The 14,356-nt window shown below is 66.3% G+C and carries 14 protein-coding genes; 11 read left to right on the top strand and 3 right to left on the bottom strand.

Features of this window, described 5'->3' with window-relative positions; translation table 11 throughout:
- Positions 1–55 precede the first annotated feature (55 nt).
- From ACVJ19_RS30380 to glk, 3 genes are all read right to left on the bottom strand, one after another.
- Positions 56–211, bottom strand: coding sequence for a hypothetical protein (locus tag ACVJ19_RS30380; RefSeq protein ID WP_453952839.1), 156 nt, complete (start codon positions 209–211; stop codon positions 56–58).
- A gap of 144 nt (positions 212–355) precedes the next feature.
- The gene (locus ACVJ19_RS30375) at positions 356–559 is read right to left on the bottom strand and encodes a hypothetical protein (protein WP_018642023.1); all 204 of its coding nucleotides are present in this window, start codon (positions 557–559) and stop codon (positions 356–358) included.
- 149 nt (positions 560–708) lie between these two features.
- Positions 709–1,686 (bottom strand): glucokinase, encoded by a 978-nt coding sequence (gene glk / locus ACVJ19_RS30370; protein ID WP_453952838.1) that lies wholly within the window; start codon positions 1,684–1,686, stop codon positions 709–711.
- 269 nt (positions 1,687–1,955) lie between these two features.
- Between glk and pncA the strand changes: the two genes are divergently transcribed.
- From pncA to ACVJ19_RS30315, 11 genes are all read left to right on the top strand, one after another.
- On the top strand, positions 1,956–2,582 hold the full coding sequence (gene pncA, locus ACVJ19_RS30365; protein WP_453952837.1) for a bifunctional nicotinamidase/pyrazinamidase: 627 nt from the start codon (positions 1,956–1,958) through the stop codon (positions 2,580–2,582).
- Positions 2,583–2,597: 15 nt separating this feature from the next.
- Positions 2,598–3,713, top strand: a complete 1,116-nt coding sequence (locus ACVJ19_RS30360; RefSeq protein ID WP_453952836.1) for an alpha/beta fold hydrolase — start codon at positions 2,598–2,600, stop codon at positions 3,711–3,713.
- A gap of 139 nt (positions 3,714–3,852) precedes the next feature.
- Complete coding sequence (locus tag ACVJ19_RS30355; RefSeq protein ID WP_453955246.1) at positions 3,853–5,886, top strand: NAD(+) synthase; 2,034 nt, start codon at positions 3,853–3,855, stop codon at positions 5,884–5,886.
- 37 nt (positions 5,887–5,923) lie between these two features.
- Positions 5,924–6,307, top strand: a complete 384-nt coding sequence (locus ACVJ19_RS30350) for a GrlR family regulatory protein (RefSeq protein WP_453952835.1) — start codon at positions 5,924–5,926, stop codon at positions 6,305–6,307.
- A 106-nt stretch (positions 6,308–6,413) separates the two neighbouring features.
- A complete protein-coding gene (locus ACVJ19_RS30345; RefSeq protein WP_453952834.1) occupies positions 6,414–7,643 on the top strand; it encodes a DUF1236 domain-containing protein in 1,230 nt (409 codons plus the stop codon).
- 463 nt (positions 7,644–8,106) lie between these two features.
- The gene (locus tag ACVJ19_RS30340) at positions 8,107–8,922 is read left to right on the top strand and encodes a sugar phosphate isomerase/epimerase family protein (protein ID WP_453952833.1); all 816 of its coding nucleotides are present in this window, start codon (positions 8,107–8,109) and stop codon (positions 8,920–8,922) included.
- 30 nt (positions 8,923–8,952) lie between these two features.
- The gene (locus ACVJ19_RS30335) at positions 8,953–10,590 is read left to right on the top strand and encodes an ABC transporter substrate-binding protein (RefSeq protein ID WP_453952832.1); all 1,638 of its coding nucleotides are present in this window, start codon (positions 8,953–8,955) and stop codon (positions 10,588–10,590) included.
- A 3-nt stretch (positions 10,591–10,593) separates the two neighbouring features.
- Positions 10,594–11,577, top strand: coding sequence for an ABC transporter ATP-binding protein (locus tag ACVJ19_RS30330; protein WP_453952831.1), 984 nt, complete (start codon positions 10,594–10,596; stop codon positions 11,575–11,577).
- The gene (locus tag ACVJ19_RS30325) at positions 11,574–12,560 is read left to right on the top strand and encodes an ABC transporter ATP-binding protein (protein ID WP_453952830.1); all 987 of its coding nucleotides are present in this window, start codon (positions 11,574–11,576) and stop codon (positions 12,558–12,560) included. Before ACVJ19_RS30330 ends, ACVJ19_RS30325 begins: the two co-directional genes overlap by 4 nt.
- Positions 12,560–13,489, top strand: coding sequence for an ABC transporter permease (locus tag ACVJ19_RS30320; protein ID WP_453952829.1), 930 nt, complete (start codon positions 12,560–12,562; stop codon positions 13,487–13,489). Before ACVJ19_RS30325 ends, ACVJ19_RS30320 begins: the two co-directional genes overlap by 1 nt.
- Positions 13,486–14,346, top strand: a complete 861-nt coding sequence (locus ACVJ19_RS30315) for an ABC transporter permease (protein WP_453952828.1) — start codon at positions 13,486–13,488, stop codon at positions 14,344–14,346. Before ACVJ19_RS30320 ends, ACVJ19_RS30315 begins: the two co-directional genes overlap by 4 nt.
- Positions 14,347–14,356 lie beyond the last annotated feature (10 nt).

Below are 14,356 nucleotides of genomic sequence, written 5' to 3'. Positions count from 1 at the left end.
GAACGAAAATGGCCGCCCGTGGGGCGGCCATTTCACGAAGAAATCCGTCACGACCTCAGATCAGGCCGGCACCGAGATCAATGCCGCGCGCCATCAGGCCGAACGAGGCGAGGAGGCCCGCGCAGCAGAACAGCAAGATGGTCTTGAACGAAGATCCGGCGAAACGCGCTTCGGCGACGGCCGGCATCGCGGCGAGCGAAATCATGCTCATGTTCATTCCCCCCTTTGTTGATCCTGAATTGCATCAGGTGAGGGAACTCCTAGAGCAAAAAGTTTGACGTGAGATTGCGAGGGATCCTTAACGGAATCGCAGCCGGCACGCTTCAGCGCGCGTGCCGTCCCGGGACCGCACGTCTCAGCTGCGGCCGTTCCTCAAGACGGTGGCGATGGTATGGGCGGTCATGGCGGCGCGATCCGAGGCGCGCTGGGCGGCCAGCCGGTCTCGCGCTTTCTCTTCGATCAAGAGCTCGATCAGGGCGAGCCGCTTGTCCTCGTCGTCCGCCTCGGTCAGCAGGCGGTGATAGCGGTGATAGTCGAACCCTACGTCCTGCTTACGCATGTCACGCCCCCCGCAACTAACGCCACACACTGGGTGGATTGTTTCCCAAGGGAAACAATCGGGCAAGCACGATCCTGCGTGGAACCCCGCTTTCGATGCAATCAGCTGTGAATTGGTTAACGGACCGGACGGCCTCTGCCGGCTGTGCTTCAATCCGGATTGTGGTCGGCAAACATCTTCAAGCCGAGGAAGCTCGCATCGGGCCTGGTGACCAGCCGGGTCGGAATGTTGCGCAAGTAATCCTGGAAGCGTCCCTTGGCCTCGAAGCGCGCGCGGAAGGCCGAGGCGGCAAGGAACTCGGGAAAGCGCGGCACGATCCCGCCGGCGATATAGACGCCGCCGCGGGCGCCGAAGGTCACCGCGAGATTGCCGGCGACAGAGCCGAGGGTGGCGCAAAACATCTCCAGCGTCGCGCGGCTGTGCGCGCAACTGCCGTCCAGGGCCGCCTTGGTGATGGCAGCGGCATCGCGTTGCGGCACCTGGGTGCCGTCGACCTCCGCCAGGGCTTCATAGAGGCTTTGCAAGCCCGAGCCCGACAGCGCGCCGCGCTCGATCGAGACATGGCCGAGGCGCTGGCGCAGGCACGCGATCACGCGCTCCTCGCGCTCGTTCTCGGCCGGCAGCGTCGCGTGCCCGGCTTCGGTGACGACAGCCAGGCGCGCTCCATGACGCTCGACCAGGCAGGAGACGCCAAAGCCGGTTCCAGGCCCGACCACCAGCAGCGGTTCTCCGGGCAGGCCATCTTGCCCGCCGAGCGGGATCAGATCGGCCGGCTGCAAGGCCGGCAGCGACCAGGCCACCACCTCGAAATCGTTGAGCACGTGGACGCTGTCGAAGCCGAGGGCCGGCTGGAGTTCGTTGCCGTCGATGACCCAGGGGCTGTTGGTCATGACGCAGCGGTTGTTGGTGACAGGGCCCGCCACCGCCAGCACGGCTCGTCGGGGCGGCTCGCCGCCAGATTTGCGCGCCAGCACATCGACAATGGCTTCCCGGACAGTCGGGAAGTCAGCAACCTTCACATAGTCGATCGGTCCCGTCTGGTCGCCATCGCGCTGGCTCAGCGCAAAGCGCGCATTGGTGCCGCCGATATCGGCGAGAAGAATTTGCCCTGTCCTGCCGATACCCATGGCCCTGCGGCTGCCGCGGCCTTGTCGGCCTACGGGAACCCCTGTCTCCGTTCCTGATCCGATCCGCAACTGCGCGGACGGTCCGAGAATCCTCGCTTGATTGTGCCTAGTCAACACGGACAAGGCCAAACCGTTGCATCCCGGCATGCCCCCTGGCCATCAGTGCGGTATCGCCGCATGCTGTCGGTGGTTGCGAAGCTGCGCCGGAAGATCGACACTGGAGCGAGCGTTCGGCGCCAGGCGCCGGGCGGCTGGAACGGAGCCTTGCGATGAAGATTGCCGACCGCGACGTGCTGCTGGTGATCGACGTGCAGAACGACTTCTGCACCGGTGGCGCGCTGGCCGTGCCCGGCGGCGAGAAAGTCGTGCCCGCCATCAATCGCATCGCCCAAAAATTCGCCAATGTGGTGCTGACCCAGGACTGGCATCCGGCTGATCATGTCTCCTTCGCGCCGAACCATGCGGGCAGGCAGCCGTTCCAGACCATCGAGCTGGACTATGGCACCCAGGTGCTCTGGCCGTCGCATTGCGTGCAGGGCACGGCCGGCGCCGAATTCCACGAGGAGTTGGACCTCACGAGGGCGAGCCTGGTGGTGCGCAAGGGCTTTCGCCGCGGCATCGATTCCTATTCGGCGCTGTTCGAGAACGACCACAGGACGCCGACGGGCCTGCTCGGCTATTTGCGCGAGCGCGAGCTGAAGACCGTCTTCGTCGCGGGACTTGCGCTGGATTTCTGTGTCCGCTTTTCGGCGGAGGATGCCCGCAAGGCGGGATTCGAGGTCGCGGTGATCGAGGATGCCTGCCGCGGCATCGACCTCGACGGCTCCATGGCTGCGGCCCATCGGAGTTTTGGCGAGCTCGGCATTTCCGTCATCAGCTTCGAGGCGTTCCTGTGAGGAGTGCGAGATAGAGTGGTGGACAAGACAGGCAAACAGTCCAGCGGACCGGATCGCGTCCAAGACGACCCGCTGCTGTGGCCGTTTGCAGCGGCCCGGCTCGCCATGGATGCCTGCTTCTGGTGGATGGAGCGCGGGCCGGCGGAGCCGGCTGACAGCAGCCTGCCGTGGACGACGCCGAGCACGGTGGCGCTGGAGCTTGCAACCATGCGCCTGCGCGAATGCACGACGGACCAGTCCGGCCAGCCGGCGCTGGTCTGCGCGCCCTATGCGCTGCACCGGGCCCTGATCGCCGACTTCGCGCCGGGCCACAGCGTGGTGCAGTCGCTGCAAAATGGCGGCATCGACCGGGTCTATCTCACCGACTGGCGGTCGGCGACATCAGATATGCGCTATCTCTCGATCGACAGCTATCTGACGGATCTCAACGTCGCCATCGACGAGATCGGCGCGCCGGTTGATCTCGTCGGTCTGTGCCAGGGGGGCTGGCTGTCGCTGCTCTATGCGGCGCGCTTTCCCGCCAAGGTGCGGCGCCTGGTGTTGGCCGGCGCGCCGGTCGACCTGTCGATCGACTCGGCGATGTCGCGGCTCGCCCGCAACGCGCCCGGCATGGTCTTCGACCAGCTCGTCGCGCGCGGCGGCGGCAATGTTAGCGGCGAGGAGATGCTGCGCTTCTGGTCGAAAACGCCAAGCCGCGACGATATCGCGGCCGCCTTGCAGAGGGAGCTCGCGGACGAGGAGGGGGCGGCGCTGCTCGCGCGCTTCGACCAGTGGAACGTGGAGACGCTCGATCTGCCCGGGACTTATTATCTGGAGATCGTCAACTGGATTTTCCGGGAGAACCGGATCGCCGCCGGCAATTTCGTCGCGCTCGGCCGAAAGGTTCGTCTCAAGGACGTCAAGGCGCCGATCTTCCTGCTGGCCGGGCTCGACGACGAGGTGGTGCCGGCAACACAGGCGCTCGCCACGGCCAAGCTTGTCGGTACGCCGCCCGCCTTCATTGCGGCGGCGTCCGAGCCGAGCAATCATCTCGGCCTGTTCATGGGCGCGCGGATCCACGCGCACGCCTGGCCCCGGATCGCCGAGTGGCTGCGCGGCGATCTGTCCGGCGTCCTGGCCCGCAGCGCTTGAGCTCGCCGGGCGCCGGACCGGCCGGGGCGCAAATCCGTTATGCATGATGGCGGATGGCCTGCACGGGGCCAGATCGATGGGCTACATATGACTGGAGCTGACGGCTGCGGCCGGAAGAGATTTAAGGGTACTGCGCTTGATGACTTTCCACTCGATCTACACCCACGGATTTGCGCGCGTGGCAGCCTGCGTGACCACCTCCCATGTGGCCGATCCCTCGGCTAATGCGAAGGCGATCCTGGCGGCGGCCAATGCCTGCCACGAGCAGTCGGTGGCAGTTGCCGTGTTTCCCGAGCTGTGCCTGTCCGGTTATGCGATCGAGGACCTGGTGAAGCAGGATCCGCTGCTCGATGCGGTCGAGCGCGGGCTCGCCGCCATCGTTGAGGCCTCCGCCGCAATGATGAGCGTCCTGATCGTTGGTGCGCCGCTGCGCTTTGGTCACCGCATCTACAATTGCGCCGTCGTCGTCCATCGCGGCAACGTTCTTGGTGTCGTGCCGAAATCGTACCTGCCGACCTACCGCGAGTTCTACGAGGGACGCCATTTCGCCTCCGGCGCCGGAATTGCCGGCGAGACCATTTCCTTTGGCGGTCTGCACGCACCATTCGGCGTCGACCTGCTGTTCGCGGCCGAGGACGTCCCAGGCCTGACCATCGGCGTCGAGATCTGCGAGGACATGTGGATCCCCGTGACGCCGGCCTCGGAGCTCGCGCTGGCGGGTGCCAGCGTGCTGATCAATCTCTCGGGCAGCCCGATCACGATCGGCCGGGCGCGCTCGCGTGCGCTGCTGTGCCAGTCGACCTCGGCGCGCTGTCTTGCGGCCTACGTCTACTCCGCCGCCGGGGCCGGGGAATCGACCACCGATCTGGCCTGGGACGGCCAGACCTCGGTCTACGAGAACGGCGAGCTGCTGGCCGAAGGCGAGCGGTTCCGCCAGGGCGGCCAGATCACCTATGCTGATGTCGATCTCGATCTGCTGAGGCAGGAGCGCGCCCTGATGGGCACGTTCGACGACAACCGCCGCCAGCGCGAAGCGTTCTTCCGCAAGGTAACGTTCGCCCTGAAGCCGCCGGCTGCCGATATCGGGTTCCTGCGCAAGGTCGAGCGCTTCCCGTTCGTGCCGAGCGACGAGAGCCTGCTCGAGTTGGACTGCTACGAAGCCTACAACATCCAGGTCGCCGGCCTCGTGCAGCGCATGCGCGCGACCGGCACCAAGCGCGTCGTGATCGGCGTCTCGGGCGGCCTTGATTCCACGCATGCTCTGATCGTCGCGGCCAAAGCGGTCGACCTGCTCGGCCTGCCCCGTGAAAACATCCTCGCCTACACCATGCCGGGCTTTGCCACCGGCAGCGAGAGCAAGACCAACGCGCTGGCGCTGATGAAGGCGTTGCAGACGAGCTGGCAGGAGCTCGACATCCGCACCACGGCGACGCAGATGCTGAAGGACATCGGCCATCCCTTCGGCAAGGGCGAGAAGGTCTACGACGTCACCTTCGAGAACGTGCAGGCTGGCCTGCGCACGGATTATCTGTTCCGCCTCGCCAACCATCACGGTGGCATCGTCATCGGCACCGGCGATCTCTCCGAGCTCGCGCTGGGCTGGTGCACCTATGGCGTCGGCGACCAGATGGCGCATTACAACGTCAATGCCGGCGTGCCGAAGACACTGATCCAGCATCTGATCCGCTGGGTGATCGCCTCGAAACAGTTCAGCGGCGACGTGAACCGAACCTTGGGCTCGATCCTCGCCGCAGAAATCTCGCCTGAGCTGGTTCCCGTGCAGCCCGGCGAGAAGCCGCAAAGCACGGAAGCCTCGGTCGGTCCCTACGAGCTGCAGGATTTCAACTTGTTCTACACGCTGCGCTTCGGCATGCGGCCGTCCAAGATCGCCTTCATGGCGCTGCAGGCGTGGAAGGACGTGGCCAAGGGCGAATGGCCGCCGGCGTTCCCGACCGATCGGCGCAAGGCCTATGATCTTCCCGAGATCCGGCGCTGGCTCGAGATGTTCCTGCGCCGCTTCTTTGCCTTCAGCCAGTTCAAGCGCTCGGCCATGCCCAACGGCCCGAAAGTGTCGGCCGGCGGGTCATTGTCGCCGCGCGGCGACTGGCGCGCGCCGTCGGATTCGAGCGCCGCGGCGTGGCTCGAGGATCTCGAACGGAACGTGCCCAACTGATTAGCGCGGCGGATCGATATTGCCGGGAGACGATCTGATGTCGGCCGGGGAAGGCTCAGAGGCGAGTGAAGGGGCCAGCGTCGTCAACGGCCTCTACATCTTCGACATCGAAATGCGCGAGGGCAAGCGCGGGCAGGCGAGAGGCGTAGTCGTGCTCTGCGACGGCCGCATCATGGGCGGCGACAGCTATTTCTACTACACCGGCAGCTACACCTTCCGGAACGGGAAGTGGCGCGGTGACATGATCGTCAACCAGCACACTGAAGCGGTCGGCCGGACGCTTGTGTTCGGGGGCAGGGAGGTCACCTGCGGCTTTTCCGGCGACTATTTCCCCGGTGGCGCGGAAGTCGAGGGAATGGCGCTGGTCGGCAAGATCAGCGTGACGTTCACGGCGCGGCTGACGCTGAAGGATGCGATGTGAGCGCGACCTGATCCGCTCGCTGGTGAATGGCTGCGTTCCCGCTCAGGAACATTCGCACGAACAGAACGTTCGCGTCTGTTGTTGCGATTTGTTGAGGAGAGGGACAATGCGTAAGCACTTGATGTTATCGACTGCAGCCGTCGGCCTTATGCTCGCGTCCGGCATTGCCTATGCCCAGGCGCCCGAGCGCAGAGACGAGCCGAAACGGACCGAGGAACCGGCGAAGGGCGCTGCACCGCAACGCGGTGGCGCCCAAGATCGCGTTCAGGAGCGCGCGCAAGGCGCCCAGGAGCGAGCGCAGGGCGCGGGGCGCGAGGACAAGGGCGGCGCCAAGCGCGAGGCCAGCGACGACAAGCGCCAGCCGGCCAATTCTGCCGAGCGCAATCAGCCGAAGGCGAAGGATCAGGCGCAAGACTCTCGCGAGCCTTCGCGCGATCGCGGCCGCGAGGCCGAGGGTACGAAAACCGGACGCGACGGCGGCAAGAGCAGCGCGGAGACGAAGCAGGACAAGTCTGCGCCGCAGAAATCAACGGCCGAGTCCGAGAAATCCAGGAGCGGCCCCGCTGCCCAGCAGAACGAGCGCAACCAGAACCAGCCTCCGCGCAATGCGGCGGAGCAACAGCCGCCGGCGCCGCAAACCAACCGGCCGGCGACCGCGACGGACACGAGCCGGACTGCTCCGAGCACCAATGCGCAGACCGCACCGTCTCAGACCGGTACGCAGACCAATCAAGCCAACCAGACGACCCAGACCAATACGCAGGTCAATCAGCAGGCCCAGGTGACCTCCGAGAGGCAGGTGCGGCTCTCGGAAACGGTCAGCCGGGCACGCCTCGCGCAGCCTGAGCGCAATCTGAACATTTCGATCCGGGTCGGCGAAACGATTCCCTCGCGCGTGCGTCTCTACCGCTTGCCGCCCGAGATCGTCGCGATCGAGCCCCAATATCGGGACTACGAGTATTTCGCGACGGCTGACGACGTCGTCATCGTGGAGCCGCGGACGCATCGGATCGTCAGCCAGGTGCCGCGCGATCCGTCGCGGGCCCGCGCACAAATGGGCGGCGCTGCCACATCGAGCATGGCTGCCGCCGGCAGCAACGCGAGCAACAACGTGAATTGCCGGATCATGCGGCGCGATGCCTCGGGCAATGTTGCGGAGGCGGAGCCCACGACAGTGGGTTCGACGGCGCGCATGGATTCGTTGAGCGTGACGGTTCAGATGCCCGGCGGCGGCTCGTCTGCGCCGATTCCCCTCGGTGCCGCCACGGGCGACATTGTCGTCGCGACGCAAGGGCAGGGTGATTGCACGGTCACGATCGAGCCGCAAACGCGCTGAGCGAGAGGCTGGCAAGACGGCCCTGAAACGACGACACGCCGCTCGGCTGAGCAGCCGGACGGCGTGAAATCGCGTTCAAAAAGTTCCGAGGTCCGGAGTGCCTAGGAGTCCGGACCTCGTCACCTTGCCCCAGCCTTCGATCCCCCGCCCCATGTGGTCCCCCAACCCCTTGGTGCGCGATCAGAGGGTGATGCCCCTGGAAGTGGCCGCCGATCGATGTCGCGCGATGTACGCGAGATCGGAATAGGATTCCATTCCGGAGCACTACGGACACGATTCAGCTTGCTTCTGCGGCAAACTGCACGTGCCTGCATCGACGGCAGCCCTGCTGCACAAGATCGATGCTGGCGATGTGCAGGATGTCCACACCTGCTCGACGCCGCGGAATCTCGATTTCACGGGCCTGTCACTGAACTGGTCTAGCGCTGCTCCCCGTCATCGCTGACGACCGAAGGAGCAAGCCATGTCGAAGCCGGTGTTGGGCGCCGCGTTGTCCATCAGATCGATCCCCGCGCATCGCGACTGGCTCCTGGAACGGCAACGCGATCTCGAAATCCAGGATTTTTTCCGCGCCGATCTGCTCGATAGCGACTTGCGCGCGACCGCGAGCGAGATCAAGCAGATGCTCGCCGGTCACACCGGCCGCCTCGGCATCCACGGGCCGTTCTGGGGCTTCAAGATCGACAGCCACGACCCGATGATCCGCCAGGCCGTGACCAAGCGCCTGCTGCAGGGGCTTGATGCAGCGGAGTTCCTCGGTGCGACGCAGATGGTGATCCATTCGCCGTTCACTACCTGGGACCACAACAACCTCGATCTCTATCCTGACAACCGCAGCAATCTGGTCGAACGCGTCAAGGCAACGCTCGCCGAAGTGATCGCGCGTGCCGAGACGATCGGCTGCGAGATCGTGATCGAGAACATCGAGGACAAGGATCCGCGCGACCGCGTGCGCCTCGCCAAGGCACTCGAAAGCAACAAGATCCGCGTCTCGCTCGACACCGGCCACGCCAACTACGCCCACATCTCCACCGGCGCGCCGCCGGTCGACTATTACGTCGAGACCGCCGGCGACATGCTGACGCATGTGCATCTCCAGGACACCGACGGTTTTGCCGACCGGCACTGGGCGCCGGGCGAAGGCAATATCCCGTGGGTCGCTGTGTTCCGCGCGCTGGGACGGTTGACCTCCAACCCGCGGCTGATCCTCGAACTCCGCAATCACGACGACGTCCGCGCCGGCGCGGCCCATCTCGCCGCGCTTGGCCTCGCCGAATAACCGACATCACAGAGGGCAGGGCTTATTGTCATGAGCAAACTCACCCGTCGCACCATCCTGAAGTCCGGCGGCGCGGCCGCGGGCACGCTGCTGCTGCCGCGCTTTGCCATCGCGCAGAGCGACAACCGCCCGTCGGTGACGATCGCCGTGCAGAAAGTGACCAATTCGAACGTGCTCGACGTGCTGCGCGAGCAGTCCAATGTCGGCGAGCGCGTGTTCTTCTCCTCGATCTGGGAAGGCCTGATCTCCAAGAACTGGCGCGGCAGCCTCGAGGCCGTGCCGGGGCTCGCCACCGAATGGCGCCGCATCGACGACCAGACCGTCGAGGTGAAGCTGCGCCAGGGCGTCAAGTTCCACAACGGCGACGAGCTTACTGCAGAAGACGTCGTCTTCACCTTCAGCCGCCAGCGCATGTTCGGCGAGACCGAGGCCAAGAGCCGCTCCACCATCCAGGCCTTCGAGAAGATCCCGACGCCGCGTCCGGGCAAGGAGCTGCCGCCGGACGTTCCCGCCGTCGCCCGCCGCATCTGGCCGGACCTCGTCCGCGTCGACGCCGTCGACAAGTACACGGTGCGCTTCTACAACGCGACGCCCGACGTCACCATCGAGGGCCGGCTGTCGCGCTACGGCTCCGACATCATGAACCGCCGCGCCTGGGAGGAGTCCGCCAGCTATCTCGACTGGGCGCGCAAGCCGATCACCACGGGTCCGTACAAAGTCGTCGAGCTCAAGCCCGACGTGTCGCTGACCCTGGAAGCGCATGACGAATATTGGGGCGGCCGTCCGCCGCTCAAGCGCATCCGCTTCCTCGAGGTCCCTGAGGTCGCGAGCCGCATCAACGGGCTGCTCTCGGGCGAATACCAGTTCGCCTGCGACATTCCGCCGGACCAGATCGCCGGCATCGAGAAGAATGCCGCGTTCGAAGTGCAGGGCGGCACCATCCTCAATCATCGCCTGACCGTGTTCGACAAGAACCACGCCGTGCTCGCCAATCCGCTTGTCAGGCGCGCCTTCACCCATGCGATCGACCGCCAGGCCATCGTCGACAGCCTGTGGGCCGGCCGCACCCGCGTGCCTAAGGGCCTGCAGTGGGAGTTCTATGGCGACATGTTCAACGCCGACTGGAGCGTGCCGGCTTACGATCCTAAGCTCGCGCAGGATCTGCTGAAGCAGGCCAATTACAAGGGCGATCCGATTCCCTATCGCCTGCTCAACAATTACTACACAAACCAGGTCGCGACCGCGCAGGTGCTGGTCGAGATGTGGAAGTCGGTGGGCCTCAACGTGCAGATCGAGACCAAGGAGAACTGGTCGCAGATCATGGAGCGGGCACCCACGCGCGCCGTGCGCGACTGGTCGAACTCGGCCGCCTTCAACGATCCGGTGTCCTCGCTGGTCGCCCAGCACGGGCCGAACGGGCAGCAGCAGCAGATCGGCGAGTGGACCAACACCGAGCTGAACACGCTCTCCGAGTTCCTGGAGACCTCGACCGACCGGGCCGCTCGCAAGAAGGCGTTCCGCCGCATGCTGGAGATCGCCGAGCGCGAGGATCCCGCCTATACGGTGCTGCATCAGAACGCGACCTTCACCGCCAAGCCGAAATCGATCAAGTGGAAGGCCTCGCCCGCCTTCGCGATGGATTTCCGCGCCGGCAATTTCGAGGTCTGAAGGGTGTCGCCGCTGGTCAGCATCGAAGGCCTGAGCGTCGCCTTCAATGGCGTGCCGGTGCTGCGCTGTGTCGACCTCGCTCTTGGCAAGGGCGAGGCCCTCGGCCTCGTCGGCGAGTCCGGCTCCGGCAAGTCGGTGACGTGGCTTGCCGCGCTGGGCCTGCTGCCGCGGCAGGCAAGAGTCTCGGGCTCGGTGCGGCTCGACGGACGTGAACTCCTTGGCGCGCCGGCCGCCGAGCTCGATCGTGTCAGGGGCGGGCGCGTCGCCATGATCTTCCAGGATCCGGCGAGCGCGCTCAATCCGGTGCTGACCATCCGCAAGCAGCTCTGCGAGGCGCTGGCGCTGCATCGTGATCTCCAGGGCGAGGCAGTGAAGGCCGAAGCGAAGCGGCTGCTCGACCTCGTCGGCATCCCCGACGCGGCGCGGCGGTTGTCGGCCTATCCGCACGAATTCTCCGGCGGCCAGGTCCAGCGCATCATGATCGCGATGGCGCTCGCCGGAAATCCCGACCTGTTGATCGCGGACGAGCCGACCACGGCGCTCGATGCCACCATCCAGGCGCAGATCCTGGAGCTGCTCTCCACCATCCGCCGCGAGATGAACATGGCGATGGTGCTGATCAGCCACGATCTCGGCGTCGTCGCCGAGAACTGCGACCGCGTCGCCGTGATGTATGCCGGCCGCATCGTCGAGCAGGCACCCAGCAACCAGCTCTTCGCGGATCCCGTGCACCCCTATGCACAGGGCCTGATCGGCGCACTGCCGCCGCTCGACGGACCGCGTCGGCGCCTCACAGCCATTCCTGGCACCGTGCCTGATCCCGCGCAGATGCCCAGCGGATGCGCCTTCGCGCCGCGCTGCGCGCTGGCGGCCGAGCCGTGCGGCCTTGCCACGCCGAGCCTGGCGCTCATCAGCGACGACCGTACCGTCGCCTGTATCCGTGCCGAGGCGTCGCGCCGCGCGCTGCTCGGGATCGCCGCCGAATGAGCGCGCCGCTCGTCGAGGTCTCCACGATCTCCCGCAGCTACAGCATGCGCTCCGGAATGTTCGGCCGAGCCACCGCCATACATGCCGTCGACGGCGTGTCGCTCACGATTGGCAAAGGCGAAACGCTGGGCCTCGTCGGCGAGTCCGGTTCGGGCAAGTCCACCACGGGCCGCATCGTGCTCGGCCTCGAGCCGCCCGATCGCGGCGAGGTGCGGTTCGACGGCAAGCCCATGGCCGCGCTAGGGACGGCCGCGTGGCGCACGCAGCGTGCGCGGATGCAGATGATCTTTCAGGACCCGCTCGGCGCGCTGGACCGGCGCCTGCCGGTCGCAACGCAAATCCGCGAGCCGCTCGACATCCACGGCCTCGGCACGTCCGCCGAGCGCGAGGAGCGCGTGCGCGAATTGCTGCGCGCCGTCGAACTGACGCCGGCGCACGGCGCGCGCTATCCCGGCGCGCTTTCGGGCGGGCAGCGCCAGCGCATCGTGCTGGCGCGCGCACTGGCGACGAAACCGGATTTCCTGGTCTGCGACGAGCCGGTCAGCGCGCTCGACGTGTCGATCCAGGCGCAGGTGGTGAACCTGCTTTGCGATCTCCAGGCGCAGCTCGGGCTGACACTGCTGTTCATCAGCCACGATCTGCGCGTCGTCAGGCAGATCAGCAATATCGTCGCCGTGATGTATCTCGGCCGCATCGTCGAGATCGGCAGCGCCGACGATCTGTTCGCGCGACCGGAGCATCCCTACACGCAAGCGCTGGTCTCGGCTTCGCCCGCACCGGGCCGCCGCAGCGCCGGCCGCATCGTGCTGGCGGGCGATCCGCCGAACCCGGCCGCACGGCCGCAAGGCTGCGCCTTCCATCCGCGCTGCCCGCGCGCCGTTGCGCGCTGTGCCAGCGAGGTACCGGCGCTCTCGGCCGTCGGCGGTGACAGGCAGGTCGCCTGCCATCTTGTCACGGGCGCCGAGACGCGGGACGCGGCGTGATGGGACGCTATTTCGCCATTCGCATCGGACGCGCAGCACTCACGATCGTGCTTGTCGTCACCTTCGCCTTCGTCGTGCTGCGGCTGTCAGGCGATCCGGCCCTGATGATTTTGGGGCCGGAAGCGCCGCCGGAAGTCATTGCCGCATTCCGCAAGGCGTGGGGCCTCGATGATCCCATCTGGTTCCAGTATCTCGATTACTTCAGCGCCATCGCCAAGGGCGAGCTCGGCCGCTCCATGCGCGACGGCCGTCCCGCGATCCAGCTCGTGCTGGAGCGGATCCCCGCGACATTGGCCCTGACGCTGCCGGCCTTCTTCTTCAAGGTCGCGCTCGGCGTTCCCGCCGGTATCTACGCGGCGTTGCACCGGGGCTCGGCGATTGATCGTGCCGTGATGATGACGGCGGTCGCCGGCTTCACCGTGCCGAGCTTCGTGCTCGCGTTGCTGCTGGTGCTGGTCTTCGCCGTGCAGCTCGGCTGGCTGCCCTCGGGCGGGCAGGAGAGCTGGCGGCACGCGATCCTTCCCATCGCGACGCTCAGCCTCGGCGGCGCCGCGGTGCTGGCGCGCTTCACCCGCAGCGCCATGCTGGAGGTGCTGGGCCAGCCCTATATCCGCACCGCATCCGCAAAAGGCGTGCCGTGGCACAAGGTGGTGACCTCCCATGCGCTGCCGAACGCGGCGATCCCGACCGTGACCATTCTGGGCTTCATGGTGGGCACGCTGATCGCGGGCGCGGTCGTGGTCGAGAGCGTGTTCGCCTGGCCGGGAGTAGGGCGCCTCCTTGTGGTCGCCGTCGCCAACCGCGACCTCGCGGTCGTGCAATGCATCCTGCTGCTGGTGGCCATGACCATGGTGACGTCCAACCTGATCGTCGACTTCCTCTACGGCTTCCTCGATCCGCGCCTGCGCGCCAAGGGAGCGCATGCATGACCGACGCCACGCTGAAGGATTCGGCCGCGCGCCGCCGCATCAGCCTTCCCGCGATCCCGGTCTCGGTTGCGCTGGCGGTCACCTGGATCGTCGCGATGCTGGTGATCGCCGCCTTCGCCGAGAAGATCGCGCCCTACGGCTTCACCCAGCTCGACCTGCGCAACCGTCTCGCCGCGCCCGGCAATGCCGCGCATTGGCTCGGCACCGACGAGCTCGGCCGTGACGTGCTGTCGCGCCTTCTCGTCTCCATCCGTATCTCGCTCCTGATCGCGTTTGGGGCCACCGCGATCTCGGCAGTCGTCGGCACCACGCTCGGTTTTCTTGCCGCGCATTTCCGTGGCGCCGTCGAGCAGCTCGTGCTGATGCTGACCGACTTCCAGGCCAGCATGCCCTTCCTGATCATGGCGCTGGCGGTGCTCGCCTTCTTCGGCAATTCGCTGCCGCTGCTGATCGGGCTGATGGGGCTGTTCGGCTGGGAGCGCTATGCCCGCATCGCGCGCGGCCTTGCCATCTCCGCCAATGCGCAAGGCTACGCCGCGGCCGTCCGGCAGTTAGGGGCAACGCCGTCGCGGATCTACCTCCGGCACATCCTGCCCAACATCGCTTCCACCCTGATCGTCTCGACCACGCTGGTCTTTCCCGAGGTGATCCTCATGGAATCCGGCCTGTCCTTCCTCGGTCTCGGCGTGCAGCCGCCGATGACCAGCCTCGGCAACATGGTCGGCTATGGCCGCGAATACCTGACCCGGGCGCCCTGGATCATGCTGGCGCCGGCCACCACCATTGTGATCACCACACTGGCCGTCTCCGTAATCGGCGACTGGCTGCGCGATCGGCTCGATCCGACTCTGCAATAGGGCGACTGGC

It is taken from the genome of Bradyrhizobium sp. USDA 376 (assembly GCF_054063675.1).
Note: the sequence above shows the minus strand (reverse complement) of the source record. Positions and strands in the feature narration are given on the sequence as shown.

Excerpts from the sequence above, each read along its gene's own strand:
- ACVJ19_RS30380 (WP_453952839.1), bottom strand. The coding sequence starts at position 211 with ATGAGCATGATTTCGCTCGCCGCGATGCCGGCCGTCGCCGAAGCGCGT.
- ACVJ19_RS30375 (WP_018642023.1), bottom strand. The coding sequence starts at position 559 with ATGCGTAAGCAGGACGTAGGGTTCGACTATCACCGCTATCACCGCCTG.
- glk (WP_453952838.1), bottom strand. The coding sequence starts at position 1,686 with ATGGGTATCGGCAGGACAGGGCAAATTCTTCTCGCCGATATCGGCGGC.
- pncA (WP_453952837.1), top strand. The coding sequence starts at position 1,956 with ATGAAGATTGCCGACCGCGACGTGCTGCTGGTGATCGACGTGCAGAAC.
- ACVJ19_RS30355 (WP_453955246.1), top strand. The coding sequence starts at position 3,853 with ATGACTTTCCACTCGATCTACACCCACGGATTTGCGCGCGTGGCAGCC.
- ACVJ19_RS30350 (WP_453952835.1), top strand. The coding sequence starts at position 5,924 with ATGTCGGCCGGGGAAGGCTCAGAGGCGAGTGAAGGGGCCAGCGTCGTC.
- ACVJ19_RS30345 (WP_453952834.1), top strand. The coding sequence starts at position 6,414 with ATGCGTAAGCACTTGATGTTATCGACTGCAGCCGTCGGCCTTATGCTC.
- ACVJ19_RS30340 (WP_453952833.1), top strand. The coding sequence starts at position 8,107 with ATGTCGAAGCCGGTGTTGGGCGCCGCGTTGTCCATCAGATCGATCCCC.
- ACVJ19_RS30335 (WP_453952832.1), top strand. The coding sequence starts at position 8,953 with ATGAGCAAACTCACCCGTCGCACCATCCTGAAGTCCGGCGGCGCGGCC.
- ACVJ19_RS30325 (WP_453952830.1), top strand. The coding sequence starts at position 11,574 with ATGAGCGCGCCGCTCGTCGAGGTCTCCACGATCTCCCGCAGCTACAGC.
- ACVJ19_RS30320 (WP_453952829.1), top strand. The coding sequence starts at position 12,560 with ATGGGACGCTATTTCGCCATTCGCATCGGACGCGCAGCACTCACGATC.
- ACVJ19_RS30315 (WP_453952828.1), top strand. The coding sequence starts at position 13,486 with ATGACCGACGCCACGCTGAAGGATTCGGCCGCGCGCCGCCGCATCAGC.